Source organism: Stenotrophomonas sp. Sm6012 (assembly GCF_030985895.1).
In the GTDB taxonomy this organism is placed as follows: domain Bacteria; phylum Pseudomonadota; class Gammaproteobacteria; order Xanthomonadales; family Xanthomonadaceae; genus Stenotrophomonas; species Stenotrophomonas forensis.
Genome location: NZ_JAPTFX010000003.1, coordinates 12,295 through 38,897, shown reverse-complemented (window position 1 = coordinate 38,897; position 26,603 = coordinate 12,295). Strand labels below are relative to the sequence as shown.

Sequence of the window (26,603 nt, the reverse complement as noted above, 5' to 3'; positions counted from 1 at the left end):
CTACCTCACGAGTCGATGCCGCAGTGTAGCGGTGCCGGGCTGCCGCGAACGCGGCCCGGCTGCCATGACTGATGGCCTATGAGGAGCTGGAGGCCAGTGCGTGCCGTTGGTAGCGCTCGATCCACGCCAGCGATGCTGCAATGCCGCCAAACGGGAAGAAGTGCGGACTGACCGCGCCATGGGCGTCGGTCAGCCCCTGCACGAGGCGGTCGACAAATACCTCCGGCCCGGCCGGTCCCAGCAACCGGCCGATCGAGATGCCGTACCGCGCCAGCATCGAGGCACTGGCTCCCACGCCACACATCGCGGCGTAGCGCGCCAACCGCGTGATGCTGGCCGGCCCTGGCACGCCGACCAGTACCGGAACGCGGATGCCGCGCGAACGCAGATCATCCAGCCAGGCCAGGACGATGTCGGCATCAAAGGCGAACTGGGTGATGATCAGCGGCGCCATGCGCCGTGCCTCGATGGCCTGGCACTTGCGTTCAAGCACCTCCCAGCGTTCCCCACTGCCCATCATCGGATGGCCTTCCGGGTGCCCGCCGATGGCGACCACCTTGATGCCGGAGCCTTCGAGAATGCCGGTGTCGATGATCGCGACACTGTCGGCAAACGGCCCGGCCGGCGCTGCCAGATCGCCGGCGATCAACAGGCATCGCTCCACCCCGGCCTCACTGGCGGCACGCTGCATGAAACGCTCAAGCGCAGCCCGCGACTCGATGCGGCGCGCCGACAGATGTGGCATCGGCTCGAAACCCAGCTGGCGCACAATGCGTGCCGCTGCCAGCCGCGCGTTGTCGTCTTCGCTTGCCAGGTACGGAATGGAGATGATCGTGCCGGGCGCGATGCGATCTGCTTCGGCGCGCAACGCGGGCAGGGCCTTCGCGCTGACCTCCAGTGAATACCTGCTGATGAAAGCCGCTGCCCGGGCAGGCGCACGTGCGGACATCACCCGCCCCCGCGCACGTTGCTGGCGATGGGCGTGCTGTTGCGGGCCAGTTCGACGAAGGCCTGCAGGTAGTCGATGGCGGTGTCCGCCTCGCGTGCCCCCAGGTAGATCTGCTTGGGTATGCCCTTCGCACCCAGGCGCACCGGCACCACGTCCATGCGCGCGGCGTACTCTTCCACCAGCCAGCGCGGCATGGCGGCCACGCCACGCCCGCTGGCCACCATCTGCATCATGATGTCGGTGGTTTCAATGGTCTTGTGGCGACGCGGCGTGATGCCGGCCGGCAGCAGGAACTGGTTGTAGATGTCCAGCCGCTCGAACGGCACCGGGTAGCTGATCAGCACTTCCTGGCCGAGCTGGCGCGGCTTTACGTGGTCTACCCTGGCCAAGGCGTGGCTGCTGGCCACCACCAGCACCTGCTCGTAGTCGAACACAGGCACGAACTTCAGGCCGGGCTTGAGCAGCGGATCGGGCGTGACCAGCAGGTCGATCTCGTAGCCGAACAGCGCGCCGATGCCGCCGAACTGGAACTTCTGCTTGACGTCCACGTCCACGTCCGGCCACGCGGCCAGGTAGGGCGAGACGATCTTCAGCAGCCACTGGTAGCAGGGATGGCATTCCATGCCGATGCGCAGCGCGCCGCGCTCGCCCTGCGCGAACTGGCCCAATCGCTCCTCGGCCAGGTCCAGCTGCGGCAGCACGCGATTGGCCACCGCCAGCAGGTACTGCCCGGCCTGGGTCAGGCGCAGGCTGCGCCCCTCGCGCAACCAGACATCGGTGCCCAGCTGCTGCTCCAGCTTCTTCATGCTGTGGCTGAGCGCCGACTGGGTCAGGTTGAGGACGCCGGCAGCGGCGGTCAATGAGCCCTGCTGCTCGACCTGCTGCACGATGCTGAGATGGATCCGCTCCAGCATGATGATGAATCCCGCTCATGGATTGGTGAAGTAATACCATTTTACGTCATGGAAGGGCATGGCTAGCATCGGCTCATGCCTTCGGTTGCCTGTACGCCCGGCCACCCCGCCGGCCTGCAGGACTGCGTCCGCGCAGACCGCCCGAAGCAGCCCCTCCCCAGCTGAAAGCAGACCGATGACCCGCCCCCTCCGTATCGTCGCCGTCTCCGGCGGACTGCAGCGCCCCTCGCGGGCTGCAACCCTGGCCGAGCACCTGCTGGACCTGATCGGCGAAGACGTTGCCTGCGAACCGCACCTGATCGAGCTGGGCGAACTGGCGCCGCAGCTGGCCGGTGCGCTGTGGCGCTCGCAGTTGCCCGAGGCGGTGGAGCGGCAGCTGGCGGCGGTCGAGCAGGCCGACGTACTGGTGGTGGCCACACCGGTCTACCGCGGCTCCTACACCGGCCTGTTCAAGCACTTTTTCGACTTCATCCACCAGGACGCACTGGTCGACACCCCCATCCTGCTGGCGGCCACCGGCGGCAGCGAACGCCATGCGCTGGTGATCGACCACCAGCTGCGGCCGCTCTTCAGCTTCTTCCAGGCCCGCACGCTGCCGCTGGGCGTCTATGCCACCGACCGCGATTTCGCCGATGGCCGCGTGCACAACGAGGCGCTGGCGCAGCGGGCACGGCTGGCGGTACAGCGGGCGCTGCCCCTGCTTGCCCTGTCCCACCGCGCCGCACCGGCCACCGCCGAGATAGCAGCAGCCCTTTGAATGCCGAATGCCGCAGGCCTGCATTCGGATGTCACCCCGCAACCCGGAACGCCACCCATGACGACCGACCGCTTCACCTTCAGCATCACGCGCATCCCCTTCAACGAGGACTACCAGCCCGCTGACGGCACGCGCATCACCACCAATTTCGCCAACCTGGCCCGTGGCGCCTCGCGGCAGGAGAACCTGCGCAACACGATCAGCATGATCAACAACCGCTTCAACGATCTGGCCCATTGGGACAACCCCAATGCCGACCGTTACGCGGTCGAGCTGGACATCATCTCGGTGGAGATGCACATCGACGGCGGCGATGGCAGTGATCCGTTCCCACTGATCGAAGTGCTGCGGCCGACCATCGTTGACACGCAGACCGGCACGCGCAGCGAAGGCATCGTCGGCAACAACTTCTCGTCCTACGTGCGCGATTACGACTTCAGCGTGGTGCTGCCGGCCAGCAACGAGGGCAAGGCCACCTTCGGCATTCCGGACGGCTTCGGCGACCTGCACGGCAAGCTGTTCAGGCACTTCCTGGCGTCGGACGCCTACCGCGCCAACTTCAGCAAGGCGCCGGTGATCTGCATCAGCGTGTCCAGCAGCAAGACCTACCACCGCACCGAGAACCACCACCCGATCCTGGGCGTGGAGTACCGCCAGGGCGAGTTCTCCCCCACCGACCAGTACTTCGACAAGATGGGCCTGCAGGTGCGCTACTTCATGCCGCCGGGCAGCGTCGCGCCTCTGGCGTTCTACTTCCGCTGCGACCTGCTGGGCGACTACTCGAACCTGGAATTGATCGGCACCATCAGCACCATGGAAGCGTTCCAGAAGATCTACCGCCCGGAGATCTACAACGCCAATTCCGTGGCCGGCAAGGTCTACCAGCCCAGCCTGAAGCACCAGGACTATTCATCCACCCGCATCGTCTACGACCGCGAAGAGCGCAGCCAGCTGGCGGTCAAGCAGGGCCGGTTCACCGAAGAGCACTTCATCAAGCCGTACCGCGCCGTGCTTGAGCAGTGGGCTGCCCGCTGATCCATCGATTTCCATTCGCCCCCAGGACACAACACGTAATGTCGACGAAGAAACTGCTCCCCACCTCCACCGCCGGCAGCCTGCCCAAGCCCTCCTGGCTGGCAGAGCCCGAGAAGCTCTGGTCGCCCTGGAAGCTGCAGGACGACGCGCTGACCGAAGGCAAGCAGGACGCGCTGCGCCTGTCCCTGCAGGAACAGCAGCATGCCGGCATCGATATCGTCAGCGACGGTGAGCAGACCCGGCAGCACTTCGTGACGACGTTCATTGAGCACCTCAGCGGCGTCGATTTCGAGAAGCGCGAGACCGTGCGCATCCGCAACCGCTACGATGCCAGCGTGCCCACCGTGGTCGGCGCGGTCAGCCGCCCGAAGCCGGTGTTCGTCGAGGATGCGAAGTTCCTGCGGCGGCAGACCTCGCAGCCGATCAAGTGGGCCCTGCCCGGCCCGATGACCATGATCGACACGCTGTACGACGCGCACTACAAGAGCCGCGAGAAGCTGGCCTGGGAGTTCGCGAAGCTCCTCAACGAGGAAGCCAGGGAGCTGGAGGCCGCCGGCGTGGACATCATCCAGTTCGACGAGCCGGCCTTCAATGTGTTCTTCGACGAAGTGAACGACTGGGGCGTGGCCGCGCTGGAACGGGCGGTTGAAGGACTGAAGTGCGAAACCGCCGTGCACATCTGCTACGGCTATGGCATCAAGGCCAACACCGACTGGAAGCAGACGCTGGGCTCGGAGTGGCGCCAGTACGAGGAATCGTTCCCGAAGCTGCAGACGTCCAGCCTGGACATCATCTCGCTGGAATGCCACAACTCGCACGTGCCGATCGACCTGATCGAACTGGTGCGCGGCAAGAAGGTGATGGTCGGCGCCATCGATGTGGCCTCCAGCACGGTGGAAACCGCCGAGGAAGTGGCCAGCACCCTGCGCAGGGCACTGCAGTTCGTCGATGCCGACAAGCTGTACCCGAGCACCAACTGTGGCATGGCACCGCTGGCCCGCGATGTCGCCCGGGGCAAGCTGCGCGCGCTCAGCGAAGGCGCGAGGATCGTGCGCGAGGAACTCTCGGCCTGACCCCGGCCCGGGCGTCGTTGCCCGCTGCAGCACAGTTCGCAGGGTATGATGCCGCCTCCCTCCGAACTGCTGTGGGTGCAGCGGGCGCGTTGCTCTTCGTGGCGTGCCGGCGCAGCCGAGATCCCCCGCCCGATGCCCGTTTCCTACTCACCCTTGCTGATCTGGGCGGCTGTGGCCGTGGCCACGGTCGGCCTGCTGTTCCGTCCGTTCCGCATTCCGGAATACGTGTGGGCGCTGGCGGCTGCCGCATTGCTGCCGCTGCTGGGTGCGGTATCGCTGGACATGACCTGGGGTGCGGTGGCCGAGGGCCGTGACGTCTATCTGTTCCTGGTCGGCATGATGGTGCTGGCCGAGCTCGCCCGTCGCGAAGGCTTGTTCGACTGGCTGGCGCTCTATGCCGTCCGCCATGCCGGCGGCTCGGGGCGGCGCCTGTTCGATCAGGTGTTCCTGGTCGGCACGCTGGTGACGGTGTTTCTGTCCAACGATGCCACGGCCGTGGTGCTGACGCCCGCGGTCTACGCCGCCTGCCGGGCGGCGCGTGCCAACCCGCTGCCCTACCTGTTCGTCTGCGCGTTCATCGCCAATGCGGCCAGCTTCGTGCTGCCCATTTCCAATCCGGCCAATCTGGTGGTGTACGGCCAGCACATGCCACCGCTGCTGCAGTGGCTGGCGCAGTTCGCACTGCCCTCGCTGGCCGCGATCGGCGCCACCTACCTGGTGCTGCGCTGGGTCCATCGGCGCGAGATCGCCCAGCCGCTGGTGGCGGCACCGGAGCATCGGCCGCTGACCGACGGTGGCCGGCTGAGCGCACTGGGCGTCCTGTTCACCGGCAGCGTGCTGCTGCTGACCTCGGCGTTGAACGGCCCGCTGGGCCTGGCCACGTTCTGTGCAGGGGCGCTCAGCGTCGCCGTGGTGGCGATCCGGCAGCGCCGCAGCCCGCTGCCGATGCTGCGCCACGTGTCGTGGGGCGTGCTGCCGCTGGTGGCTGGCCTGTTCGTGCTGGTGGAAGCCGTGGCACAGACCGGTGCCATCCAGAGCACGGCCAGGGCATTGCAGGCCCTGGCACAGGCATCGCCCGGGCAGGCCAGCTGGCTGGCCGGGGGTGCTGCCGCGCTGCTGAGCAACGTGGCCAACAATCTTCCAGTGGGGTTGGCCGCCGGATCGCTGGGCCAGATGGCCGATCTGCCGGCACAGACCCGGGCCGCGCTGCTGGTGGGCGTGGACCTGGGCCCCAACCTGTCGGTGACCGGCTCGTTGGCCACGATGCTGTGGCTGGTAGCGCTGCGCCGCGAAGGCGAGCATGTCAGCGCGCTCGACTTCCTGCGCGTCGGTGCGCTGGTGATGCCGCCCGCGCTGATCGGCGCCTTGCTGCTGCTGTAGCCGTGCGCTGCGCGTTGGCCACAGCGCGCTGGACATCCCGATCGGATCTGGCTGCGCTCATCTGGCCGGATTGATGAATCACCTGGCGGAACTGTCGAATGACCCCGCTCCGGCCGCCGAATACGCTTCCCATCCTCGACGACAGAGGATGCCCACATGAACGATACCACCGCGGCCGTCGCCGCCCCCTGTGCTGACCCGCCCATCGTCCACGTCCTGATGGGTTTCATCTGCGTCTGGCACAGGCGCGACCCGGAGCAGGCACGTGACGGAGCCTGAACGGCACTACAGGGCCCGCCCAACGCACACCGGGCGGGTAGCGAAGTGACGATTTCGCTTGCAGGGCAGGACGAGGTCGGTCCTGACTACCCCGATCGGATCGACCTGCCGGTGATGGTGCTTGGACTGGAACCCATTCCCGATGCCTGGGAAATGCCCTTCCATGAGCACCGGAAGGCACAGGTGATGGTCGCCACGCGTGGACTGATCACGCTGGAAACCCATGCCGGCCTGTGGGTGGTTCCGCCGCAGGGGGCGGTCTGGATTCCGGGCGGTCTGACCCATCGGGCCAGCAGCAGCGGTAAGCCGCATGGATTCGTCGTCTTCGTTGAACCCGGAGCGGCACCGGGATTGCCTACGCAGTGCTGCACGATGGCGATCACCCCGTTCATGCAGGCCCTGCTGGAACGCGTGGCAGATCATCCCCAGCAGTACGAGCACGGCAGCGCACAGGCGCGGCTGATGGCGGTGCTCCTGGACGAACTCATTGCCGCGCCGCCGGAGTGGATCCACCTGCCGATGCCGTCCGAGTCCAGGCTGCGCCGGCTGGCCAGTGCGATGTTGGGCGCGCCCGCCGAGCGGGCAACGCTGGACGTCTGGGCCGGCCGGATCGGCATGAGCGAGCGCAACATGTCCCGGCTGTTCTCCGCTGAAACCGGCCTGAGTGTCAGGCGCTGGCGCCGGCAGATGCATGTGGTGGTCGCGTTGCCGATGCTGGCCGGTGGCAAGACCGTCCAGGCTGTTGCGGATGAGCTGGGCTACGACAGCGCGGGCGCATTCGTGACCATGTTCCGCAAGACCGTGGGTGCTCCGCCCAAGCGCTTCCTGGCCGAACGGAGCACCCGCCTGCGCGGGCCTGGCGCTGAAGACCAGGCTCAGCGCTGGTAGTCCTTCAGGAACAACCAGGTGATCAGCGTGGCATCCGGCCCCTTGGGGTCGGTGAACGGCAGGCCCGACTGGCTGCCGCTCCACGCATGGCCCATGCCCTGCACCACATAATGCTGGACCAGCGTGCGGCCGCCGTAGGCATAGGTATCCACCGTATAGGCGCGGCCGCCCGGCACCTGCCCGTGATAGGTGCTGGTCGGCAAATACTTCACCGAGTCATTGTCCTGGCCGTCATCGGCCAGATCGTTGGTCTGCAGGAACTGGCGCACGGCCTGCTGCCCGTTCACCGGGTTGACGGTGAGATCGGCGCTGCCATGGAACACCAGTACCGGCAGCGGTCGCGGCGACGGCGATCCGGAGCACTGCCAGGCCAGCCGGCCATTGCTGTCGGGCGAGTAGATGCTGCCGGCCAGCAGTGCATAGGCGCTGCCGGAAATCGTGGTCGCCCCCTTGAACATGCCACCGGAATGGATGGCGCCGGCGGCAAACACGTCCGAGTAGCAGGCGAGCATGATCGAGGTCATCGCACCGCCGGCGGAAATGCCGGTGACGTAGACGCGGTGCGGATCGACGCTGTAGCCGGTTTTTACCTTGTCCACGATGCCGGCCAGGATCGCCGCTTCACCGCTGTCGCGCGCCTGGTTGATCGGCAGCTGCCAGTTCCAGCAACGCGCCGGGTTGGCAGTGACGTTCTGTCGTGGGTAGACCACGATGAAGCGCTCGGTATCGGCCACATCGTTGAAGCCCGAGGCCTCGCCCATCAGGTTCGGCCCGGTCACGCAGCCGTGCAGCAGCAGCGGTAGCGGCTGGGCGTCGTCGTAGCCGGCAGGTACCCAGACCTGGTACTCGCGGGCGCCGAACAGATTGCCGTACAGGCCGATATCCCAATGGCCGGCCGGGCCTGCGGCAGAAGCGCTGCCTGCTGCCAGGCAGAAGCACAGCATCAGCAGCACCCGCTTGATCGAATCGATTGTGGAGTTCATGGCCAGATCCTCATGCGTGGGTCGTGGATGAAGGCGTACCGGGGAGCGTTCCCGGCTGGGGCGCCCCCAGTATCCGCATCCCATGGCCACTGCCGAGTGGACCTAGGTCCACTCGCTGGCCGCGGATGACACCGCTAGCCTTGGCTGCAGGGATGGCAAGGGGCCATCAATACGGACATGCCTGGGGGAGGAGCGGATGAAGCGGAATGGCTTGAGTCTCATGATCGGCGCATGGCTGGCCGCGGGGCCGGTACTGGCACAGGAAGCGCCGCCGGCCGGCCGGTCGGCCTCGCCGACCAACCTGGACAGCATCAAGGTCACCGCCCGCAAGCGCGAGGAAACCCTGCAGGAAGTGCCGGTGGCGGTCACCGCCTTCACTTCCGAAGCGCTGGACAGGATGAATGTCCAGGACATCAGTGACCTGGATGCGCAGGTGCCCAACCTCACCATCTACGCCGCGCGCGGCGCCAGCAGCACGGTCACCGCCTATATCCGCGGCATCGGCCAGTCCGACCCGACCTGGGGCGCCGACCCGGGCGTGGGCATCTATCTGGATGACGTCTACATCGCGCGCCCCCAGGGCGCCCTGCTGGACGTGTTCGATGTCTCGCGCATCGAAGTACTGCGCGGCCCGCAGGGCACGCTGTACGGCAAGAACACCATCGGCGGCGCGATCAAGTACATCTCGCGTGGCCTGCCCACCCAGACCGAGGGCTTCGCCCAGATCACCGTGGGCAACTACAGCCAGCTCGATGCCAAGGCGGCCATCGGCGGCCCGATCGGCGGCGCCGACAGCGGCCTGCGTGCGCGCGTGGCGGTGGCCAGCATGAATCACGATGGCTTTGGCGAAAACACCTTCAACGGCCAACCGGTCAGCGACAAGCAGATCAACGCGGCACGCCTGAATCTTGGCGCCTATGCGGGCGACGACTTCGACGTGCAGTTCGCTCTGGACTGGATCGACGACCAGTCCGGCATGCGTGGCTCGAAGATGCTGGCGCCGAACCCGTTCCTGCGCCCCTACCCGCCGATGGACAGCCGCTACGACATCCGCTCGGGCATGCGCAATCTCAACAATGTGGAAACCAAGGGCGCGTCGGCCACGGTGAACTGGCGGCCGAACGAAGACATCGCCGTGAAGTACGTGCTGGCCAAGCGCGAATCGGACAGCGAGGCCAACATCGACTTCGATACCACGCCGGTCAAGCTGGCCGACGTGAGCGGCACCTACAACGACAACCAGGTCAGCAACGAAGTGCAGCTGAACTACGATGCGGGCGGTCGCGTGCGCGGCGTGGTCGGCCTGTACCAGTTCAGCGGCGAGGCCGGTGGCCAGATCCAAAACAATTACTTCAGCGCGCAGTTCGCCGACAACCAGGGCAAAGTGCTGACCGACAGCATCGCGCTGTACGCGGACTGGACCTTCGACCTGACCAGCGGGCTCAAGCTGGATGTGGGCGCCCGTTACACCGACGAGGACAAGCGCGCGATCGTGCTCAACCGTCTCTATGCCGACCCGGGCTTCAGCCGGCCGGTGGCGGTGACCGCGGATTTCGACAAGAAGACCAACTTCAAGAATGTCTCGCCCAAGGTCTCGCTGGACTACCAGATCACCCCGGACATCATGGTCTACGGCCTGGCCACGCGCGGCTTCAAGTCCGGTGGCTACAACATCCGTGCCAACGCGGTGGCGGTGCCGCGCTCGGCCGAGCCGTTCGACGACGAGACCGTGGACAGCTACGAGGTCGGCAGCAAGATGGCCTTCCTCGACCAGCGCCTGTTCCTGAACCTGTCGGCCTTCTACAACAAGTACAAGGACATCCAGCTGTCGGTGTTCACCGGCCTGGATACCAATGGCGATGGCATCGATGATTCCTTCTTCGGCGACTTCACCAATGCCGGCGCCGGCACCGTCAAGGGCCTGGAGGTCGAATACCAGTACCTGCCCAGCCAGCACTGGCTGATCTCCGGCAACCTGGCCTGGCTGGACACGAAGTACGACGAGTACATGGACCGTGGCATCAACGTGGCCCGGCAGATGAAGTTCACCAATGCGCCGGAGTTTTCGGGGGCAGTGAACTTGGAATACCGCACCGACCTGGCCAACGGCAGCAACCTGTCGGCGCGGGTGAGCTACAGCTACCAAAGCGAGGTGTGGCCAACGACCGACCTGAGCCCGGTGATCCGCCAGGAGGGCTACGGGCTGGTCAATGCCGGCGTGATCTGGCGTCTGGATGATGCCTGGACCTTCTCGCTGCAGGGCACCAACCTGACCGACAAGGAGTACCGCACCACCGGCTACAACATCCCGGCGGTCGGCACGCTGATTGGCTTCTACGGCCCGCCACGCCAATATAGCCTCAGCGTCCGTTACGATTTCTAGAGCATCCGATACGATTTCCAGGAAGCCCCGTGCATGATGCAGTCTTACGTAGATCTGTACTGGAACAGCGACGATGGCCTGCGCCTGCACGCGCGTGACCATGCACCGGATACCGGGCAGGCGGCCCGCGGCACGGTGGTCTGCATCCCCGGCCTGACCCGCAATGGCGCCGATTTCGATGCGCTCGCCGGCATCCTCACTGCCGTGGGCTGGCGCGTGATCGCGGTTGACCTGCGTGGCCGCGCCGGATCAGAACGTGCGCATGATCCGTCCAGCTACAACCCGCGCACCTATGCAGATGACATGGTGGCGCTGCTGCGCGCGCAGAACATCTACACGGCGGTTTTCGTCGGCACCTCGCTGGGCGTGCTGGTGACCATCACCCTCGCCTCGCGCGCACCGCAGCTGATTTCCGCGGCGGTGCTGAACGATGCCGGTCCCAAGGTCCCGCGCGAAGCGCTGGCGCGGATCGGCAAGTACGCCGGCAAGCCGGTACCGCCGATGGATCTGGAGCAGGCCACGGCCTATGTGGCGTCGATCGGCAAGGCCGCCTTCCCGCGCTTCAGCACCGAGGACTGGCGGGCGATGGCGGTGCGCACCTTCCGCCCGCGCAGCGATGGGCTGCTGGAACTGGACTACGACCCGGCGGTGATCCGCACGACGCGTCCCTGGCTGTTGTGGCTGCTGCGCCCCGTGCTGTGGCGCGCGGTGCGCGGGCTGACCGCGCGGGTGCCGGTGCTGGTGGTGCGCGGTGCGCTGTCCGATATCCTGCCGGCCGATGTTGCCCGGCAGATGGCGGCGACATCGGAGCGTGCCCGCCTGGTTGAAGTGCCCGACGTCGGCCATGCGCCGATGTTGTCCGAGCCTGAAGCACGCGATGCGATCCTGGCCCTGCTGGAGCGTGTGCGGTGAGCAGCGGCCCTGTGGCGGACGCGCTGCACAGTGCGCTGCAGGCCCTGCAGCGGTGGGCCGCGGAGGAACGCGCGGGCGCCGGAATGCACATCACGCAGGCAACGATCGACGCCTTCGCAGACGCCACCGGCGACCATAACTGGATCCACGTCGATCCGCGGCGCGCACAGGCAGCGCTGCCCGGTGGATGCACCATCGCGCATGGCTTCCTGCTGCTCTCGCTCACCGTGCAGGACGACGTGGCGGCCCTGGCCGGCTTTCCCGGTATTGCCCATGTCCTCAACTATGGTCTGAACAAGGTCCGCTTCCTGGCGCCGGTACCCAGCGGCACCGCCGTACGGGTGCGCTCGCAGCTGGTGTCGTTGGAGACGCGCGAGCCGGGGCAGTGGCTGCTGACCCAGCGCAAGGCCGTCGAACGCGTTGACGATGGCGAGCTGGCACTGGTTGCTGAGCAGCTGTCATTGATCGTACTTGCCCCGTAGCACCCGCCTGCCCGGCTCCCTGCCTACACTGGAGCGATGTTGACGCCCACTGTCGTCCTGTTCGCCTGTATTGCGTGGACCGTACTGCTGTTTGGCGTGGCCCTCTGGGGCGAGCGCCAGGGGCACCGGTTGGCCCGCGCGTGGCCGGCCATCTATGCGCTGTCGCTGGCGGTGCACTGCACCGCATGGACCTATTACGGCGCCGCTTCGCAGGGCCTGCAATGGGGCTTTCCGATTCCACCGACCCTGGCCGGGATGGCGCTGATCTTCGCCTTCGGCCTGCCCTTCCTGGTGCGGCTGGGGCGCCTGGCCAAGCAGCACAACAGTGCCACCATCGCCGACCTGGTGGTGGCCCGGCTGCGCGCAGATCGCGGCCTCGGCTTCACCATCACCCTGGTTGCTCTGTTCGGCATCATTCCCTACATCGCGCTGCAGCTGAAAGCCGTCAGCCAGGGACTGGGGGCATTGCTTGGCGATCGCTTCGCACCGGCCGGCGCGCACCTGGACATGTCGTTCTGGTTCGCGTTGACGATGGCGGCCTTCACCCTGCTGTTCGGCGCGCGCAAGGCGTCGGCCACCGAACCGAACCGTGGCATCGTGGTCGCGCTGGGGCTGGAATCACTGTTGAAGCTGGCCGCGTTGCTGGCCATTGGCCTGTATGCGGCATTGTCGGTGCACCGGGCCGGCATGCCGTTGCTGGACAGGATGGCGCAGCTGCCGCCACCGGCCATCGTGCCGGACTACCTCACCATGGTCGCATTGGGTGCGATCTCGGCCTTCACCCTGCCCCACCAGTTCCATGTCGGGGTGGTGGAACTGCGCCAGAGCTCGGACCTGAAAACGGCGCGCTGGATGTTTCCGGTCTATCTGCTGCTGATCGGCCTGCCGTCGGTGCCGATGGCACTGTCTGGAGCCGCGCAGCTGCCGGCGTCGGTGACGCCCGACCTGTACGTGCTGGCCTTGCCGCAGGCCGGTGGCCACCACCTGCTGGCGCTGCTGGCCTACCTGGGCAGCCTGAGCGCCGCAACCGGCATGATGATTTTGTCCGGCCTGACCCTGTCGATCATGCTCGGCAACCACGGCTTGGGTTCGCGCCTGATCAGTGGCTTCGAGGGCGGCGTGGCGCATGCCGACCTGCGTCCGCGCGTGCTGGCGTTCCGCCGTGCCGGCATCCTCGCCGTGTTCCTGATGTCGTGGCTGTACAGCCGCGCGATGAGCGATACCGAGGCGCTCAGCGATTTCGGCCTGATGTCCTTCACCGCGCTCTCGCAGCTGGCACCGGCGGTGCTGCTGGCGGTGTACCGCCCACGCACGCCCTCCCCGGCCATCGTCGCGGGCATCGTACTGGGTTCACTGGCCTGGCTGTGGCTGGTACTGCTGCCGATGGTGCTCCCTGCACCGGCCGCCAGCCCGGAGGGCCTGCACTGGCTGACGGTGGTCTCGCTGCGGATGCAGCCCGGCCACATCGCCATCAGCATGGGCGCGAGCCTGGCGGTCAACCTGCTCACCGTTGCCCTGGTATCGCGGGCGGTGCGCCCTTCGCTGCCGCGGCGGCGCGACGCGGTGGCAGCGGCCTCGCTGCGGAAGACCGCCGGCCGCTTCCTCGGCCAGGAGCGTGCGCGCCAGTTGCTGGCAGGAGATGCCGGGCAACTGCTGGATGATGACCGGGTCACTGCCGTCGAACGCGAACTGACCGCCGTTGTCGGCGCCGGCATGGCACGCCTGCTGGTCGAGGCCGCACGCGACGGGGGCGCCGCGCCACTGGAAGCGGTGACCCGTGCCGTCGGCGAAGCGACCCAGGTACTGCGCTTCAACCAGCGCCTGCTGGAAGCGGCGCTGGAAAACATGAGCCAGGGCATCAGCGTGGTCGACGCGCAACTGCAGCTGGTGGCCTGGAACAGCCGTTACGCTGCGCTGTTCCGGTTTCCGCCTGAACTGCTGCAGGTCGGGCAGCCGGTGATCAACCTCACCGCCTGGGCATTGGCGCAGCTGAAGATCGGCGAGGGCCCCGCTGACTCTCCGCAGCAGGCACTGCAGCGTCGCGTCGCGCATATGCAGCGCGGCACCCCGCACCTCTCCGAGCGGGTTTTCCCGGACAACACCATCGTCGAGATCCGCGGCAACCCGATGCCCGGTGGCGGCTACGTAGCCACCTTCACCGATGTCACCGCATTCCGTCGCGCCGAGGATGCACTGAAGCGCAGCAACGAAACACTGGAGCGCCGCGTGCAGGACCGTACCGCCCGGCTGCAGCAGGCGGTACAGGACGCCGAGCGCGCGAACGCGGCCAAAACCCGCTTCCTCACGGCCGTCGGCCACGATCTGATCCAGCCCCTGCACGCGGCACAGCTGCTGACCGATGCCATGTCGCAGCACATCGAATCCGGCTTCCTGGACAGTTTCCTGCGCCAGATCCGCGGTGCGCTGGATTCCACCGATGACCTGCTGTCCGGCCTGCTGGACATCTCCCGGCTGGAAGCGGGTGGGCTGGTGGCCGATCCGCGCCCGTTCGCACTTTCAACCGTGCTGGACCCGCTGGCGCAGGAATTTTCAGTACTGGCAACGGCACGCGGTCTGCAGTTCCGTTACCTGCGCACCAACGCCTGGGTGCATAGCGATCCGCTGCTGCTGCGCCGCGTGCTGCAGAACTTCCTGGCCAATGCCATCCGCTACACCCGGCACGGTGGCGTTCTGCTGGGCGTGCGTCGCCACGGCCAATGCCTGTCCATCTGCGTACACGACACCGGGCCCGGCATCGCCGCCGAGCAGCAGGCGGTGGTGTTCGAGGAATTCCATCGGGTGGACCGCAGCAATGGCCAGGGCCTGGGGCTGGGGCTGACCATCGCGCAACGCATCGCGGCCCTGCTGCACGCACCGTTGCAGTTGCGCAGCGTGGTCAATCGCGGTTCGGTGTTCTCGGTCAGCGTGGCGCGCAGTGCTGCACCGGCGGCTCCGCGGATCGAGCCGCCTGCCAACGCCGGCAGCACCCTCAGGGGCACCCGTGTGCTGGTGGTCGACAACGATGCCGACGCACTGGCGGCCATGCAGCAGCTGCTGCTGTCCTGGGGCTGCGATGTCATCGCCCTGCGCGGTGCCGAAGGCATCGAAGCGGCTGCGCACGATGCGGCACTGTGGCTGTTCGACTACCACCTCGATGACGGCGATACCGGCGTTGAACTGTTCACGCGCCTGGCGGCAGCACACGGGCCACGGCCCACGGTGATCCTCAGTGCGGATACCGGCGCCGAAACCCGTGAGGCAGTGCGCGGCGCAGGGCTGTCACTGCTGAGCAAGCCCTTCAGGCCACTGGCGCTGCGCTGGGCGATCAACCATCTGCAGGCCTCTCCCGCAGCGGCAGCGCCTTGAGCGGTCAGCGCTCTGCTGTGTCTTCGATCTGCCGGGACGGATCGGCCAGTCCCATCTCATGCAGCACGCGGATCGCCTGCGCGCGATTGCGGACTCCCAACCGTTCCATGATCCGTGTCATGTGCGCCTTGACGGTGCGCAGCTGCACCCCGAGCCGGTCGGCAATCTGCTTGTTGAGCAGGCCTTCGGCCACCAGGCTCAGTACCCGGTACTGATGCGCCGACAGGCTGGCCAGGCGCGCGGCCAGGTCGGCGTCCTTGCTGAAGGCCCCGACCCGGGCCACCGGTTCGCGCAGCAGTGAAGGTATCCAGCGTTCGCCTTCCAGCACGGACTGCAGCGCGGAGTGCAGTTCGTTCAGGCCTGAACTCTTGGGCAAGTAGCCGGCGGCGCCGAGGTCGATGGCACGGCGGATCACCTGCGGCTCTTCATTGGCCGAAACGATGATGATCGCCAGCCCCGGCTGCAACGCGCGCAGCGTGGCCAGTCCGGCCAGGCCGTGGTTGCCCGGCATGTGCAGGTCCAGCAGCATCAGGTCGATCGGCTGGCGCTCGAGCACGTCAAGCACGCCGTCCAGTGAATCGGCCTCACTGATCTGCAGGTCGGCCACCGCCTCTTCGGCCGCACGATGCAGCGCCGCGCGGAACAAGGGGTGATCGTCGGCGATGAGCAGGGTTGGCATGTGCAGGCGAGAGTAGCAAATCGCCCCGCCTCGGGGAGGCGTACCTAGGTACGCTGGCGCCGCGTGGGCGTGCGGCTAGTGTGGCGGCATGAAGGGCGGCCACCCATACGTCGCCCACGAGGACACCCCATGCCAATCCCCGCTGCTGCCGGCGCCTCCACCTGTCCGCTGCTGATCAAGCAGCTGCTGCACACGCCACTGGCGGTGAACCCAGGCCAGGAAATTGTCTATGGCGATTCGGTCCGCTTCGACTACCGGACGCTGCAGGCGCGCATCGGCCAGTTGGCCGGGCTGTTGACCTCGCTTGGGGTCAAGCACGGCGACACCGTGGCGGTGATGGACTGGGACAGCAACCGCTACCTGGAGGCCTACTTCGCCGTGCCGATGATCGGCGCGGTGCTGATGATGGTGAACGTGCGCCTGGCCCCCGAACAGATTGCCTACACGCTCAACCACAGTGGCGCGCGGGTCCTGCTCGCCCATCGCGATTTCCTGCCGATACTGGACGGTATCGACGAGCAGCTGCCGGATCTGCGCACGCGCATCCTGCTGGAGGATGCCGTCGGACCCTTGCCGGCGGGTTTTGTGACCGAGTACGAGGCTGGCCTGCGCGGCGCCCCTGCAGTCACGCAGTTCCCGGACTTCGATGAGAACACCCGTGCCACGATGTTCTACACCACCGGCACCACCGGCCTGCCCAAGGGCGTCCATTTCAGCCACCGGCAACTGGTCCTGCATTCGCTGACCGGCATGGCCGCGCTGGGGAGTGCAGCCACCCAGGGGCGCCTGCATCGCGGTGATGTCTACATGCCGATTACCCCGATGTTCCATGTGCACGCCTGGGGCCTGCCCTACGTGGCCACACTGCTGGGCATCAAGCAGGTGTACCCGGGACGCTACCTGCCAGCCAACCTGCTGGAACTGATCGCGCGCGAGAAGGTGACCTTCTCGCACTGCGTACCGACCATCCTGCACATGCTGCTGGAGCATCCCGCTGCAGCGGACGCCGATCTGGCCAACTGGAAGGTGATCATCGGCGGCGCAGCCCTGCCGCGTGCGCTGGCGCAACGGGCACTGGCACGCGGCATCGACATCTTCGGTGGCTATGGCATGTCGGAGACCTGCCCGCTGCTGACCGTCGCCCAGATCGAGGCAGAGGCCGTGACCGATGCGGACGAAGTTCTCTCGCTGCGCACCAAGGCCGGCATACCGGTGCCGCTGGTCGAGCTGCGCATCGTCGACCCCGGCATGAACGATGTCCCCCACGATGGCATCGCCACCGGCGAGGTGGTGGTACGCGCGCCCTGGCTCACCGAAGGCTACCTGCACGATCCGGCGGCGTCCGAGGCGCTGTGGGCGGGCGGCTACCTGCATACCGGGGACATCGGCAACATCGACGAAGGCGGTTACCTGCGCGTGACCGACCGCATCAAGGATGTGATCAAGACCGGCGGCGAGTGGATCTCGTCGCTGGCGCTGGAAGACATCATCGCGCTGCATCCTGCGGTCAGCGAAGTGGCGGTTATCGGGATCGCAGATACGAAATGGGGCGAGCGGCCGCTGCCGCTGGTGGTCAGGCAGCCGGGCAGTGACGTGACCGAGGCCGAGATCATCGAACTGATCGCAGCCCGCAGCCGCGCAGGCGACATCTCACGCTATGCGATTCCGGAACGCGTCAGTTTCGTGGATTCCATCGAGCGCACCAGCGTGGGCAAGATCAACAAGAAGAAACTGCGCGGGATGCATGACCGCGGTGCAGAAGCCAACGCGGGCTGACACCATGAACCGCCGGGATCAGAATGGATCTGCTGCCTCGACGCGATCATGCGAAACAACTGAGGTGAGGTGCTGTATCCCGGCGAGGAACACCTCAGTGAAGCCGGCAGCGTGCAGCGACGGGTCCGTAAATGCCATGCCATCCACGGCCATCGCCTTGAAGCTCTCCGCAAGGTCCCGGTGCATCTCGGCGTGATGCGGCAGATAGGGCACGTAGTGCTTGCTGAGCACTGTCAGCGGTGCATTCGGGAGCACAATGACTGAAAGTTCGCGATGAGCCATCACTTCCAACAGGAACGTGGGAGTGCCCGCGCTGCCATAGCGTGCGTACTGCGTGGCAAGGTCGGAATCCGTGGAAAACCACATGCCGTGCGCGATCTCGGACAGTGGAGTGCCGGGCGCGAATGCACCGCCATGGAAAAGTGGCAGCGACGATGGCAGCGTCGTCTTCGGGAACGCGGACAACAACGTCACCAGGTCGTTGGGGGGCGCCGGGATGTTCATCGGGACTGTACCTCCTTCATGTGGAAGTCTTCGGCCAGCGCCGCCGGGATCTGTCCAGGCGCCGGCGCGTCCTGTCATCCTGCAACGCCTTGATCCTTGCCTGCTGCCTTGGCGTCCAGGTACTCCTGTCGACCGCTGTCACCCGGCCCGCCATCCTCCCTCTCGACCAGTGTCCGAACCGCCGGAGCGTGCCAGGGATCTGTCACGACCCTTGCGTGCGTGAATCCATGGTCAATCAGCGCATACAGGCGATGTCTGCCGTCCATCACATGGATCCGCCCCTCCCGGAAGATCAACCAGGGGGTATAGATTTCCTCTCCGGCCGCCAGCGTAGAAACGGCCCGTTCGTACTTCCAGGGTTTGAATGTTTCGTCGTCTCGATGCGCCTTCGTATCAGCCCAAAGGGAATCCCCGCGCAGGGCCTCTCGCAGCCGCGCGAGGCTGACCAGCAGGTACACCGGGCTTTCGCCAGATGCCGGGTCATCCCTGTAGCACTGATACTCCTTGCGATCAGCCTGGATATCGCACTCAAACTGGAACTCGCTCAGCTTCATGATCTTCAAGGACATCCTTCTCCAGTGATTGCACCACTATCGGCCGCAGTGCGGTGATCTTGAGGCTGCGCGCGGTACGGGGATCCTGACTCGCGCTGTACCCACAAGGCCGTCCGTCATCCGTCAATGAGTGAAACCGTCGCGCGCGGCCGCATCGCCCAGTACCCATGCCTCAAGTAAAGCGGTATCGCGCATGTCACCTTCATAGCGGCGATCCGGTGCGTGAGGCTCGTTCGAACCGCGCACCCGCCCGCGGAACACCTTCATCGGTACCGAAATCCGGGCCAGCCCGCTGGGCAGCATGTCCGGCCTCACATCCATGTACAGGCTGTCGGCCGAGGTCTCGACACCCACCTGCACCGCACCCAGGCGCTTCCACAGGTCCAGCGCATCCAGGCAGGCGGAACCACAGGCGGCATCGGCCACGATCACCACCCTGCCCGCACGCACGGGTACGACGGGCGCGGACGCCGGCGCCGCACTCGCCTTGGGCTCCGGCCGCTCACGCCACAGGGCTTCCCCCCGCTCGCGTGCCTGTGCCATTCCCTGCGTCACGGTTTCCAGCATGCCCAGCAGCTCCGGCGATGCATCGGGCGCCTGTTCCAGCTTCTGCAGGAACCCGCGCAGCTGCGCGATGTTGGCATCCGACGTCCGCCATTCCACCCAGCTGTGGTCCGGCAACGCATCCACGGCAGCACGCCCCCATATCAATCGCGCCAGTTCGATGCTCCACTGCGACGCGCCACCCGTGTTGCCGCGAACATCCAGCACCACCCGCGGCGCCTGTTGCAGCGGTTCGGGCACCCGCGCAAGCGCCTCAAGCAACGCTGTCAGTTCCTTGAAATTCTGCGCCGCCGGATCGGCATTGAAGCTGCTGGTGGTGATCCAGTAGCCGCCCCCGGGCAGGGCATGCCAGCCGTTGGCCGGCCGGAAACTGCGGCGGGTGTCGGCCAGCCGCTGCGTGCGCTGCCCTGGATCGAGCGCCGTCCACCGCAACGCGTAGGTGCTTTCGCGCCCATCGACGCGGAACACGCAGCGGTGCGGCGTGGGCAGGAAAGGATTGCCCTGCTCCAGCAGTACCTCGCCACCGCCCTGGATGCGGCTGGCCTGAAGGTTCCAGCGCCCATTGAAGTCGCCCACCCGGCGCGCGGCCAGCGTCGCCGCATCGACGCCGTCACAGGACAGCAGCCGTGCACCCAATGGCGGGTGGTCCGGGCCATCGTCCACGCTCATCACCACCTGCGCGTCGCCATCGAAGCCGGTCAGGAAGCCCGGCCACTGCGTCGGCAGCTCCGGCGCAGCGGCACGCGCATTGAGGCTGACATGGCCATCATTGAACGAGGCCGCGAAACCCTTCATGGCCCACCAGTAGCCGGCGAAGCTGTCGATCGTGTCCGCGCGTGACCGCGCAACGGCCAGCGCATCCCGCAACTGGAACACGAATCCCGGGTTCTGCCGGTCCACCGTGCCAGGATGACTGCCGCGCATCGCCGCGTCGGCAGCCGCGAGGTCCGTCAACAGCGTACCCCGCCAATCCGTCGCTGCGCCTGCCGCGCCTGGCGCAACAAGTACCGCGGCAAGCAGCAGCCGCGCGATGGTCATGGGCCCATTCCTCCCCTGGCCAGTCTCAATGCAACGGCACCTTCAGCATCGAGGGCGCGCCGGCCGGCGAGCTGAAGGTCACCGTCCCACCCAGCTGGCTGATGCCGGAGTAGCGCAGGTCCACCGTGTCGACCACCAGGGTCAGTCGGCTGCCGGCCGGCAGGTTCCAGCTGCTCGCTTCCAGGCGCAGGTCGAGCGTCTTCGGTTGCCCTGGCGTGGCGCCACGCAGCGTGTACGGCTTGTGGCTGATCAGCTGGCCATTGCCCAGCACATCCTCGGCGTACAGGTAGGCATACAGCGTGGTGTTGGCACGGCTGGGGGTGACGGTCAGGCGCACCTCCGGCGCGCCGTCCAGGCGTCGCGGGCTCCACAGCACGGGCCCCTGCCAGACCCCGGCAGCGCTACGCCCGACAAACGGCACATAGGCACCCGGCGGCAGGTTGATCATCTGCAGCGCGCCGGAGGCCATCGCCACGCCGGAGTTGGCCGCGGTCAGCAGGCCGCTGCCGATGCGGTAGTTCCAGCCGGTCGTGCCGCCCTTCTCGGCCAGGCCGCCGGTCGGCTGCAGCAGGCCCGAAGGAGCGGTCAACCCGTAGCTGACGGCACCGTCGCTGGTCGCCTTCCAGTCCGGGTAGCGGCTCCAGCTGCCCTTCTGTGACTTCAACTGCACTGCCGGTTGGCGGTCGATGCCATTGGCCACCGCCTTCAGGTAGTGATCGAACCAGTCGCCCACCTGGTCATAGACCTCGTTGGGAATGCCCAGCGCCCCGAACGCTTCGTTGAGCGCATGGTCGCCGTGGCGCAGCTGCAGCTGCTTGGGGCCTTTCAACCGGTTGAAGAAGTCCACCAGCTGGCCCGGTGGGAACAGGCTGTCGTTGAACGCGTTGGCCAGGAACACGGCCGGCTGGTTGGCGTTGATCTCGTCGATGCTGGCCGCAGGGCTGCGCTGGGCCGCCACCGGCAGCAGCGAGTCCACTGCGCCCTGGTAATTGCCAACCAGCACATTACGGTTGATGGTGGCCAGCTCCGTGCCGGGGCGCCCGGTGGCCAATCCGGCCGCCACCAGCAGGGCGATCCCCTGCGCGCTGGGGGTGTCGTTGCTGTACAGCGAGGCCTGCAGATCGGCCCAGCCGCTGAGCGCGGCCACCGCCTTGATGCGCGGATCGCGTGCCGCCGCCAGCAGGCTGGTGCCGGCGCCGTAGGAGATGCCCGAAACGCCGATGCGGGACGGATCGGCGCGGGTGTTGTCCAGCGCCCAGTCGATCAGGGCGCTGACATCCTCGACCGTGGCCGGGCCGGCGATGTCGATGCTGCCGCCGGATTCCCAGAAGCCACGCGAGCTGTAGCTGATGACCACATAGCCGCGCCGTGCCAGCGCCTGCGCCACGCCCACGTACTCGACGCTGGGCACGGCCCAGCTGCTGGGCATCACCAGCAGCGGGTAGCGGCCGCTGCCCGCATCCTGCGGTTCGATGACGAAGGCCCCGAGAGGCGTTCCATCCCAGCTGGGAATGGTCCGGTGGGTGGTCTTGACCGTGGCCGCCCAGGCGCTGGGGGCCAACCCGGTCAGCAGGAGCAACAGCAGCAGAACCTTGCGCATCGTCGTCTCTCCCCGTCGGTGGTGGTGCAACGGCTCGGACCGTACCAGTGCGAATGGTGGCTGGCACCTTGCGTCGCAGCATGACGTTTGCTGCATTGCCCACCCTTTGAATCGATGCTAGAAGCGCTGAATCCCAAGGATGGATCGACGTCATGAGGCCACACCTCGTCCTTATTGCCGCCCTGGCGCTATGTCCCCTGCGTACCGCGATGGCCAGCGAACAGGAACTATCCGACGCGGCGGCGCACAGGGTCTTCCAGCACGCCGAACAGCTCTGCGATGGAGACCGGGGCCGGCTATGGGGGCAATCCCTGTGCGGGCCGATGATGCTGGTTGATCCAAAGCGCCGGCAGGTCATCGCCTCGCATGCAGACGCACATGGCGCGCTGAAAGAACGTGGCAACGTATTCGCAGGCCAGCTTCCGGCGGATGCAATCGTCGCCAACACCGCCGTGGACTGGTCGGGTACACGCTGGACCCAGCTGCTGTGGCCGTTGCCGCAGGACGCGTCCCGTCGCAGTACGCTGCTCGCTCACGAAATGTTCCATCGCCTGCAACCGGCGTTACCCATCATCGCGCCGAGCGAGGGCGGAAACGAACACCTGGACACGCTTGAGGGGCGCTACTGGCTGCAGCTGGAATGGCGCGCACTTGCGCACGCACTCGAAGCCACCGATGCGGTGGCACTGCGCAGCGCGATGACGGATGCGCTGGCATTCCGCGCCGAGCGATACCGCCATTTCCCTGCAGCCGCGCAGGAAGAAGCGGCGCTGGAATTGAACGAGGGCCTGGCCGAGTACACCGGTGTGTTCGTCGGTAATCCAACGCCGTCGGCACGGATCCAGGCGGCGCTGCATGACCTTCGCGCACACGTTGACGATCGCAGCTTCGTCCGCTCTTTCGCCTATGCCACCGGCCCGGCGTATGGCCTGCTGCTGGACCAGGCCGCACCTGGCTGGCGCCGCGAGCTGGCCCGCCACGCCCGGGATCTCGGTACGCACCTGGCCGAAGCGGCACGCATCCCCATGCAGGTGGATGCAACCGCGCTGCGCGCCGCTGCCGCGCGCCACGACGGGCCGCTACTGCACGAAGCCGAAATGCTGCGCGAACAACAGCGCCTTGCACAGCTGGAACACAACCGGGCGCGCTTCGTGACAGGCCCGGTGGTGCGGTTGGATCTGCACAGCATGCGTATCCAGTTCAATCCCAACGCGATGCAACCTTTGCCGGGCCACGGCACGGTGTATCCAACGATGCGGCTGACCGACACCTGGGGCAGCCTGGACGTCGCTGACGGCGCGTTGATGCAGGGCGACTGGAAGGCCGTGTTCGTGCAGGCACCGGCAAGCGCAGACCCGCCGCTACAGGGGGCGGGGTGGTCGCTGGCGCTGAAGCCGGGGTGGTCGCTGGTGCCGGGAACACGCAAGGGTGACTACCTGTTGAAGGCGAACCCCTGACGACAGCCACGGGCGTCGCGATGCCCTAGCACGCCTGCGTTTCAGCGACGTCCTCCTCCATCTGACACATCGCCAGTGCTTGCGCGCTGTCACAGCTTCGTCGTTTCGTCATTGACCGAAAGACGCCAGCTTGTGACGCTTACGACACCGCACGGCCTCCGCGGCCCTGTCATCGCGGTCACGTCTCACTGCAGTCCGCAGCACCCCTCTCCGCAACCGATTCCCCGACCTCGCACCGGCCTGGTCGTGGCGGACGGCTGCGCCCTGAATCTTCTGCTGGAGCACCGCAATGCGTCTTGCAAGCTTCTTCTTCGCGTTCGTCCTCAGCGCCTTTGCCGGCGCCGCCCAGGCCCAGGTCGTCACTCTCAACAAGGGCGGCTTCGTACTGACCTACGACTGCAGCATCCACAGCGCCACCCGCTACGAATACACACTCACCGCCGACACCGGCTCGGCCGCGCGTCCGTCCAGCTTCTACAAGGACCCGGACCTGCCGGCCGGCTGCCTCGGCCAGACCAGCACCGCCTCGTACGCCAGCATCCGGTCCGGCTATGACCGTGGCCACCTGGTGACCTCCAACCACATGGACTACAACACGACCTACATCCGCCGCGCCAAATACATGACCAACATCGTGCCGCAGGTGTCCAGCTTCAACCAGGGCATCTGGGTGAAGGCTGAGAACGTGGCCGAGTGCTACCGCGACATCGCGCCGGTGGACGTCTACGGCGGCGTGGTCTACGGCGACGCCTCCAACGACTACTTCCTGGCCAGCCATGGCATCCCGACCCCGGAATTCTTCTGGAAGACGATCATCACCCGCGACCCGAACACCGGCACCGCCAAGGCGATCAGCTGGATCATCCCCAATGAAGCCAACCTGGGCAGCCTGGACAGCTACCTGGTCACCATCGCCGACCTGGAAGAGCTGCTGGGTGCCAGCTACGTGGCCATCAATGCACCGGCCTCGCTGAAGAACATGCTGCCGGCCACCACCTGGCCGCAGCCGGCGGGCTGCGACCTGGGCTGATCGGCCCGTCGCGTCGAGGCACCTGCGATCGTCGGGTGCCTCGGCCTCGCGGCTATGGGAAAATGGCGGATACCCGCGCCCAACCGCCTGCCCCAGGAGCTGTAGATGTCCCGTTTTCCCTTCGATGCCGTGCTGTTCGACTGTGACGGCGTGCTGGTCGATTCCGAGCCGCTGGTGGCCCGCGTGCTTTCCGAGATGCTCACCGAGCGTGGCTGGGAACTGACCCCGGCGCAGGCGGGTGAAGTCTTCCTCGGCCAGTCGGTGGCCCATCTGGCCGGCCTGATCGAAGAACGCACCGGCAAGCCGTTCACCGAGGAATGGCTGGAGGAATTCCGCCTGCAGCGCAACATCGCGCTGGAGCGTGACCTGCAGGCCATCCAGGGTGCGCCGGAGGCGGTGCGTGCGATTGCGGCGGCCACCCGCGGCCGGATCGCCTGTGCCTCCGGTGCCGACCTGCACAAGGTGCAGCTGCAGCTGGGCAAGGTCGGCATCCTCGATGCCTTCGGCGACCACGTTTACAGCGGCCAGGACATGCCGAAAACCAAGCCGCACCCGGATGTCTACCTGGCGGCCGCCGCCGCGCTGGGCGTGGACCCGAAGCGCTGCGCGGTGATCGAAGACACCGTTACGGGGGCGACCGCCGGCGTTGCGGCAGGCGCGACCGTGTTCGGCTTCAGCGAAGGTGGCCCGCACCACAGCACGCCGGAGGCGCTGCGCGCGGCCGGCGCACAGGTGATCTTCCAGCGCATGGAAGACCTGCCGGCCCTGCTTGCCGGCTACGCGGTCGACGCCGTCGCCTGATCCACGCTCAGCCCGCAGCGCCCAGCGAGGCGCTGCGGCGCTTGCCCGCGTAGTGCAGCGCAAACAGGTACAGGCCGGTGAACAGCTGCAGGAACAACGGAGGTAGCGGTGAGTAGGTGATCCACGCCGCAGGTTCACCCTGCCCCATCCCGCGCGCCACGAAGTTGGCGATCACCGCCAGGGTGAACACGATCGAGGTCCAGCGGTGCACCGGCCGCGCCCAACCACCGCGACTCATTGACGACGCCTCGCTTCGGAGCGGGCTTCAATCATCTTCCAGCCGTTCCCGGACGGATCACGGAATCCGGCGTCGATGGCGCCGAAGCGCTCGACCGGTGCCTGGGTGAACTCCACGCCCTTTGCCTGCCATTGCGCATAGCGTGCCTGGCAGTCATCCACCGCCAGTACCAATGGCGGCATCGCCCCCTTGGCCACCAGCCGCTGCAGCGCCTGCGCCGTCGCCGCGTCATGGGTCGGCGGGCCGGGAACGAACAGGCCAAGCTGGAAACCGTCCTGGCCGGGGCTGCGTACCGTCAACCAGCGGTAGCTGCCATTGCGCACGTCGGTGTGCACCTCGAAACCGAGCGTGCCAACGTAGAATTCGAGTGCTTCATCCTGGTCGCGTACATACAGGCCGACCGTGTTCACGGTATTCGTCATGGGACCTCCCTCAGGTGCGGTCCACGTTAGCAACCGCCTGGCGGCGGCGCTTCTCCAAAACTGCGATGTTGAGGTCAGGCCGCTGCGCCGCACGGGCATGGCACTCGGGTACGCTCTCCGCCGCGGCGTGCCCGGCGCGCTCGCGGTCCCGCACATTGCCAGGGCTGTCGCCGGTGATGTCGCGGAAGATCCGGCCGAAGGTCCCCAGGCTGGTCCAGCCCGTCTGCGCCGCGATCTCGGTGATCGCCAGCTCGGTCTCGCGCAGCAGCGCCACCGCCCGTTCGATGCGCCGGCTGAGCAGGTAACGGTGCGGTGGCAGGCCGAAGGCCTGCTTGAACGAGCGCGCGAAGTGGGCGGGGGAAACCGCGCTGACCTCGGCCAGGCGGGCAACCGGCCAGTCTTCATGGCTGGCCCGGTCCATCCGGTCCTTGGCACGCAGCAGGCGGCGCAGCAGTTCGGGGCTCTGGTTCATTCGCGCAGGGCAAGGGCGGCGGTCGTTGGCCGCAGACTCGGTGGTACGGGCGGCGGCGTCAACCCGG

At 66.8% G+C, this 26,603-nt stretch carries 25 protein-coding genes; 14 read left to right on the top strand and 11 right to left on the bottom strand.

Translation table 11 applies throughout. The features are described from left to right. Positions 1 to 76 precede the first annotated feature (76 nt). Positions 77 to 949: a methylenetetrahydrofolate reductase gene (locus O0J73_RS01220; protein WP_308307827.1), complete on the bottom strand. Its 873-nt coding sequence runs from the start codon at positions 947 to 949 to the stop codon at positions 77 to 79. Continuing rightward, positions 949 to 1,863: a LysR family transcriptional regulator gene (locus O0J73_RS01215; protein WP_006446222.1), complete on the bottom strand. Its 915-nt coding sequence runs from the start codon at positions 1,861 to 1,863 to the stop codon at positions 949 to 951. The genes O0J73_RS01220 and O0J73_RS01215 overlap by 1 nt, the downstream gene beginning before the upstream one ends. Before the next feature lie 175 nt (positions 1,864 to 2,038). Here O0J73_RS01215 and msuE point away from each other — a divergent pair, with 175 nt between their 5' ends. The 6 genes from msuE to O0J73_RS01185 all read left to right on the top strand — a co-directional run bounded on the left by msuE (position 2,039) and on the right by O0J73_RS01185 (position 7,275). Further along, on the top strand, positions 2,039 to 2,620 hold the full coding sequence (msuE, locus tag O0J73_RS01210) for an FMN reductase (RefSeq protein ID WP_197603845.1): 582 nt from the start codon (positions 2,039 to 2,041) through the stop codon (positions 2,618 to 2,620). Between the two features lie 57 nt (positions 2,621 to 2,677). Then, the gene (locus O0J73_RS01205) at positions 2,678 to 3,655 is read left to right on the top strand and encodes a DUF1852 domain-containing protein (protein WP_308307826.1); all 978 of its coding nucleotides are present in this window, start codon (positions 2,678 to 2,680) and stop codon (positions 3,653 to 3,655) included. A 38-nt stretch (positions 3,656 to 3,693) separates the two neighbouring features. Then, positions 3,694 to 4,728, top strand: coding sequence for a methionine synthase (locus tag O0J73_RS01200; protein WP_006446276.1), 1,035 nt, complete (start codon positions 3,694 to 3,696; stop codon positions 4,726 to 4,728). A gap of 132 nt (positions 4,729 to 4,860) precedes the next feature. Continuing rightward, entirely contained in the window at positions 4,861 to 6,108 is a 1,248-nt protein-coding gene (locus tag O0J73_RS01195; protein WP_308307825.1) for an arsenic transporter, read from the top strand. A gap of 156 nt (positions 6,109 to 6,264) precedes the next feature. Further along, the gene (locus O0J73_RS01190) at positions 6,265 to 6,387 is read left to right on the top strand and encodes a hypothetical protein (RefSeq protein ID WP_308307824.1); all 123 of its coding nucleotides are present in this window, start codon (positions 6,265 to 6,267) and stop codon (positions 6,385 to 6,387) included. Positions 6,388 to 6,432: 45 nt separating this feature from the next. Beyond that, positions 6,433 to 7,275: a helix-turn-helix transcriptional regulator gene (locus tag O0J73_RS01185; RefSeq protein WP_308307823.1), complete on the top strand. Its 843-nt coding sequence runs from the start codon at positions 6,433 to 6,435 to the stop codon at positions 7,273 to 7,275. Here O0J73_RS01185 and O0J73_RS01180 read toward each other — a convergent pair. Continuing rightward, positions 7,263 to 8,258: a PHB depolymerase family esterase gene (locus tag O0J73_RS01180; RefSeq protein WP_308307822.1), complete on the bottom strand. Its 996-nt coding sequence runs from the start codon at positions 8,256 to 8,258 to the stop codon at positions 7,263 to 7,265. The two genes, O0J73_RS01185 and O0J73_RS01180, sit on opposite strands and share 13 nt — an antisense overlap. Positions 8,259 to 8,478: 220 nt before the next feature. Between O0J73_RS01180 and O0J73_RS01175 the strand changes: the two genes are divergently transcribed. Genes O0J73_RS01175 through O0J73_RS01160 form a run of 4 tightly spaced genes read left to right on the top strand, consistent with a single transcriptional unit; the run spans position 8,479 to position 15,401 of the window. Further along, complete coding sequence (locus O0J73_RS01175) at positions 8,479 to 10,641, top strand: TonB-dependent receptor (protein WP_308307853.1); 2,163 nt, start codon at positions 8,479 to 8,481, stop codon at positions 10,639 to 10,641. 33 nt (positions 10,642 to 10,674) lie between these two features. Next, complete coding sequence (locus O0J73_RS01170) at positions 10,675 to 11,553, top strand: alpha/beta hydrolase (RefSeq protein ID WP_308307821.1); 879 nt, start codon at positions 10,675 to 10,677, stop codon at positions 11,551 to 11,553. After that, positions 11,550 to 12,035 carry a MaoC family dehydratase gene (locus O0J73_RS01165; protein WP_308307820.1) on the top strand — a complete coding sequence of 162 codons (486 nt, stop codon included), beginning with the start codon at positions 11,550 to 11,552 and terminating at the stop codon, positions 12,033 to 12,035. The genes O0J73_RS01170 and O0J73_RS01165 overlap by 4 nt, the downstream gene beginning before the upstream one ends. A gap of 36 nt (positions 12,036 to 12,071) precedes the next feature. After that, a complete protein-coding gene (locus O0J73_RS01160) occupies positions 12,072 to 15,401 on the top strand; it encodes a PAS-domain containing protein (RefSeq protein ID WP_308307819.1) in 3,330 nt (1,109 codons plus the stop codon). A gap of 4 nt (positions 15,402 to 15,405) precedes the next feature. On the opposite strand, the gene O0J73_RS01155 is transcribed toward O0J73_RS01160, so the two are convergent. After that, complete coding sequence (locus O0J73_RS01155) at positions 15,406 to 16,080, bottom strand: response regulator transcription factor (RefSeq protein WP_197562890.1); 675 nt, start codon at positions 16,078 to 16,080, stop codon at positions 15,406 to 15,408. A 129-nt stretch (positions 16,081 to 16,209) separates the two neighbouring features. On the opposite strand from O0J73_RS01155, the gene O0J73_RS01150 reads away from it, so the two are divergent. Then, positions 16,210 to 17,856: a fatty acid--CoA ligase gene (locus tag O0J73_RS01150; protein WP_308307818.1), complete on the top strand. Its 1,647-nt coding sequence runs from the start codon at positions 16,210 to 16,212 to the stop codon at positions 17,854 to 17,856. A gap of 18 nt (positions 17,857 to 17,874) precedes the next feature. Here the strand turns inward: O0J73_RS01150 and O0J73_RS01145 are convergent, their stop codons facing one another. From O0J73_RS01145 to O0J73_RS01130, 4 genes are all read right to left on the bottom strand, one after another. Beyond that, complete coding sequence (locus O0J73_RS01145) at positions 17,875 to 18,360, bottom strand: hypothetical protein (RefSeq protein ID WP_308307817.1); 486 nt, start codon at positions 18,358 to 18,360, stop codon at positions 17,875 to 17,877. Positions 18,361 to 18,434: 74 nt separating this feature from the next. Next, positions 18,435 to 18,929: a hypothetical protein gene (locus O0J73_RS01140; RefSeq protein WP_164087482.1), complete on the bottom strand. Its 495-nt coding sequence runs from the start codon at positions 18,927 to 18,929 to the stop codon at positions 18,435 to 18,437. Between the two features lie 108 nt (positions 18,930 to 19,037). After that, the gene (locus tag O0J73_RS01135; RefSeq protein WP_308307816.1) at positions 19,038 to 20,516 is read right to left on the bottom strand and encodes a hypothetical protein; all 1,479 of its coding nucleotides are present in this window, start codon (positions 20,514 to 20,516) and stop codon (positions 19,038 to 19,040) included. A 25-nt stretch (positions 20,517 to 20,541) separates the two neighbouring features. Continuing rightward, positions 20,542 to 22,116, bottom strand: coding sequence for an alpha/beta fold hydrolase (locus O0J73_RS01130; RefSeq protein ID WP_308307815.1), 1,575 nt, complete (start codon positions 22,114 to 22,116; stop codon positions 20,542 to 20,544). Between the two features lie 152 nt (positions 22,117 to 22,268). On the opposite strand from O0J73_RS01130, the gene O0J73_RS01125 reads away from it, so the two are divergent. The 3 genes from O0J73_RS01125 (at position 22,269) to O0J73_RS01115 (ending at position 25,404) form a co-directional block, all read left to right on the top strand. Beyond that, positions 22,269 to 23,573: a hypothetical protein gene (locus O0J73_RS01125; protein WP_308307814.1), complete on the top strand. Its 1,305-nt coding sequence runs from the start codon at positions 22,269 to 22,271 to the stop codon at positions 23,571 to 23,573. 289 nt (positions 23,574 to 23,862) lie between these two features. Beyond that, on the top strand, positions 23,863 to 24,603 hold the full coding sequence (locus O0J73_RS01120) for a DNA/RNA non-specific endonuclease (RefSeq protein ID WP_308307813.1): 741 nt from the start codon (positions 23,863 to 23,865) through the stop codon (positions 24,601 to 24,603). Between the two features lie 105 nt (positions 24,604 to 24,708). After that, positions 24,709 to 25,404, top strand: coding sequence for an HAD family phosphatase (locus O0J73_RS01115; protein ID WP_197562904.1), 696 nt, complete (start codon positions 24,709 to 24,711; stop codon positions 25,402 to 25,404). A 7-nt stretch (positions 25,405 to 25,411) separates the two neighbouring features. On the opposite strand, the gene O0J73_RS01110 is transcribed toward O0J73_RS01115, so the two are convergent. The 3 genes from O0J73_RS01110 to O0J73_RS01100 are packed head-to-tail and all read right to left on the bottom strand — an operon-like array spanning position 25,412 to position 26,536. Next, positions 25,412 to 25,642, bottom strand: coding sequence for a hypothetical protein (locus O0J73_RS01110; RefSeq protein WP_197562906.1), 231 nt, complete (start codon positions 25,640 to 25,642; stop codon positions 25,412 to 25,414). Next, the gene (locus O0J73_RS01105; RefSeq protein WP_308307812.1) at positions 25,639 to 26,064 is read right to left on the bottom strand and encodes a VOC family protein; all 426 of its coding nucleotides are present in this window, start codon (positions 26,062 to 26,064) and stop codon (positions 25,639 to 25,641) included. The genes O0J73_RS01110 and O0J73_RS01105 overlap by 4 nt, the downstream gene beginning before the upstream one ends. Positions 26,065 to 26,074: 10 nt before the next feature. Then, positions 26,075 to 26,536 (bottom strand): helix-turn-helix transcriptional regulator, encoded by a 462-nt coding sequence (locus O0J73_RS01100; protein ID WP_197562910.1) that lies wholly within the window; start codon positions 26,534 to 26,536, stop codon positions 26,075 to 26,077. Positions 26,537 to 26,603 lie beyond the last annotated feature (67 nt).

Bases quoted from the DNA above. Each gene is read 5' to 3' on its own strand.
- O0J73_RS01220 (WP_308307827.1), bottom strand. From the start codon at position 949: ATGTCCGCACGTGCGCCTGCCCGGGCAGCGGCTTTCATCAGCAGGTAT.
- O0J73_RS01215 (WP_006446222.1), bottom strand. From the start codon at position 1,863: ATGCTGGAGCGGATCCATCTCAGCATCGTGCAGCAGGTCGAGCAGCAG.
- msuE (WP_197603845.1), top strand. From the start codon at position 2,039: ATGACCCGCCCCCTCCGTATCGTCGCCGTCTCCGGCGGACTGCAGCGC.
- O0J73_RS01205 (WP_308307826.1), top strand. From the start codon at position 2,678: ATGACGACCGACCGCTTCACCTTCAGCATCACGCGCATCCCCTTCAAC.
- O0J73_RS01200 (WP_006446276.1), top strand. From the start codon at position 3,694: ATGTCGACGAAGAAACTGCTCCCCACCTCCACCGCCGGCAGCCTGCCC.
- O0J73_RS01195 (WP_308307825.1), top strand. From the start codon at position 4,861: ATGCCCGTTTCCTACTCACCCTTGCTGATCTGGGCGGCTGTGGCCGTG.
- O0J73_RS01190 (WP_308307824.1), top strand. From the start codon at position 6,265: ATGAACGATACCACCGCGGCCGTCGCCGCCCCCTGTGCTGACCCGCCC.
- O0J73_RS01180 (WP_308307822.1), bottom strand. From the start codon at position 8,258: ATGAACTCCACAATCGATTCGATCAAGCGGGTGCTGCTGATGCTGTGC.
- O0J73_RS01175 (WP_308307853.1), top strand. From the start codon at position 8,479: ATGATCGGCGCATGGCTGGCCGCGGGGCCGGTACTGGCACAGGAAGCG.
- O0J73_RS01170 (WP_308307821.1), top strand. From the start codon at position 10,675: ATGATGCAGTCTTACGTAGATCTGTACTGGAACAGCGACGATGGCCTG.
- O0J73_RS01160 (WP_308307819.1), top strand. From the start codon at position 12,072: ATGTTGACGCCCACTGTCGTCCTGTTCGCCTGTATTGCGTGGACCGTA.
- O0J73_RS01155 (WP_197562890.1), bottom strand. From the start codon at position 16,080: ATGCCAACCCTGCTCATCGCCGACGATCACCCCTTGTTCCGCGCGGCG.
- O0J73_RS01150 (WP_308307818.1), top strand. From the start codon at position 16,210: ATGCCAATCCCCGCTGCTGCCGGCGCCTCCACCTGTCCGCTGCTGATC.
- O0J73_RS01145 (WP_308307817.1), bottom strand. From the start codon at position 18,360: ATGAACATCCCGGCGCCCCCCAACGACCTGGTGACGTTGTTGTCCGCG.
- O0J73_RS01140 (WP_164087482.1), bottom strand. From the start codon at position 18,929: ATGTCCTTGAAGATCATGAAGCTGAGCGAGTTCCAGTTTGAGTGCGAT.
- O0J73_RS01135 (WP_308307816.1), bottom strand. From the start codon at position 20,516: ATGACCATCGCGCGGCTGCTGCTTGCCGCGGTACTTGTTGCGCCAGGC.
- O0J73_RS01130 (WP_308307815.1), bottom strand. From the start codon at position 22,116: ATGCGCAAGGTTCTGCTGCTGTTGCTCCTGCTGACCGGGTTGGCCCCC.
- O0J73_RS01125 (WP_308307814.1), top strand. From the start codon at position 22,269: ATGAGGCCACACCTCGTCCTTATTGCCGCCCTGGCGCTATGTCCCCTG.
- O0J73_RS01120 (WP_308307813.1), top strand. From the start codon at position 23,863: ATGCGTCTTGCAAGCTTCTTCTTCGCGTTCGTCCTCAGCGCCTTTGCC.
- O0J73_RS01115 (WP_197562904.1), top strand. From the start codon at position 24,709: ATGTCCCGTTTTCCCTTCGATGCCGTGCTGTTCGACTGTGACGGCGTG.
- O0J73_RS01110 (WP_197562906.1), bottom strand. From the start codon at position 25,642: ATGAGTCGCGGTGGTTGGGCGCGGCCGGTGCACCGCTGGACCTCGATC.
- O0J73_RS01105 (WP_308307812.1), bottom strand. From the start codon at position 26,064: ATGACGAATACCGTGAACACGGTCGGCCTGTATGTACGCGACCAGGAT.
- O0J73_RS01100 (WP_197562910.1), bottom strand. From the start codon at position 26,536: ATGAACCAGAGCCCCGAACTGCTGCGCCGCCTGCTGCGTGCCAAGGAC.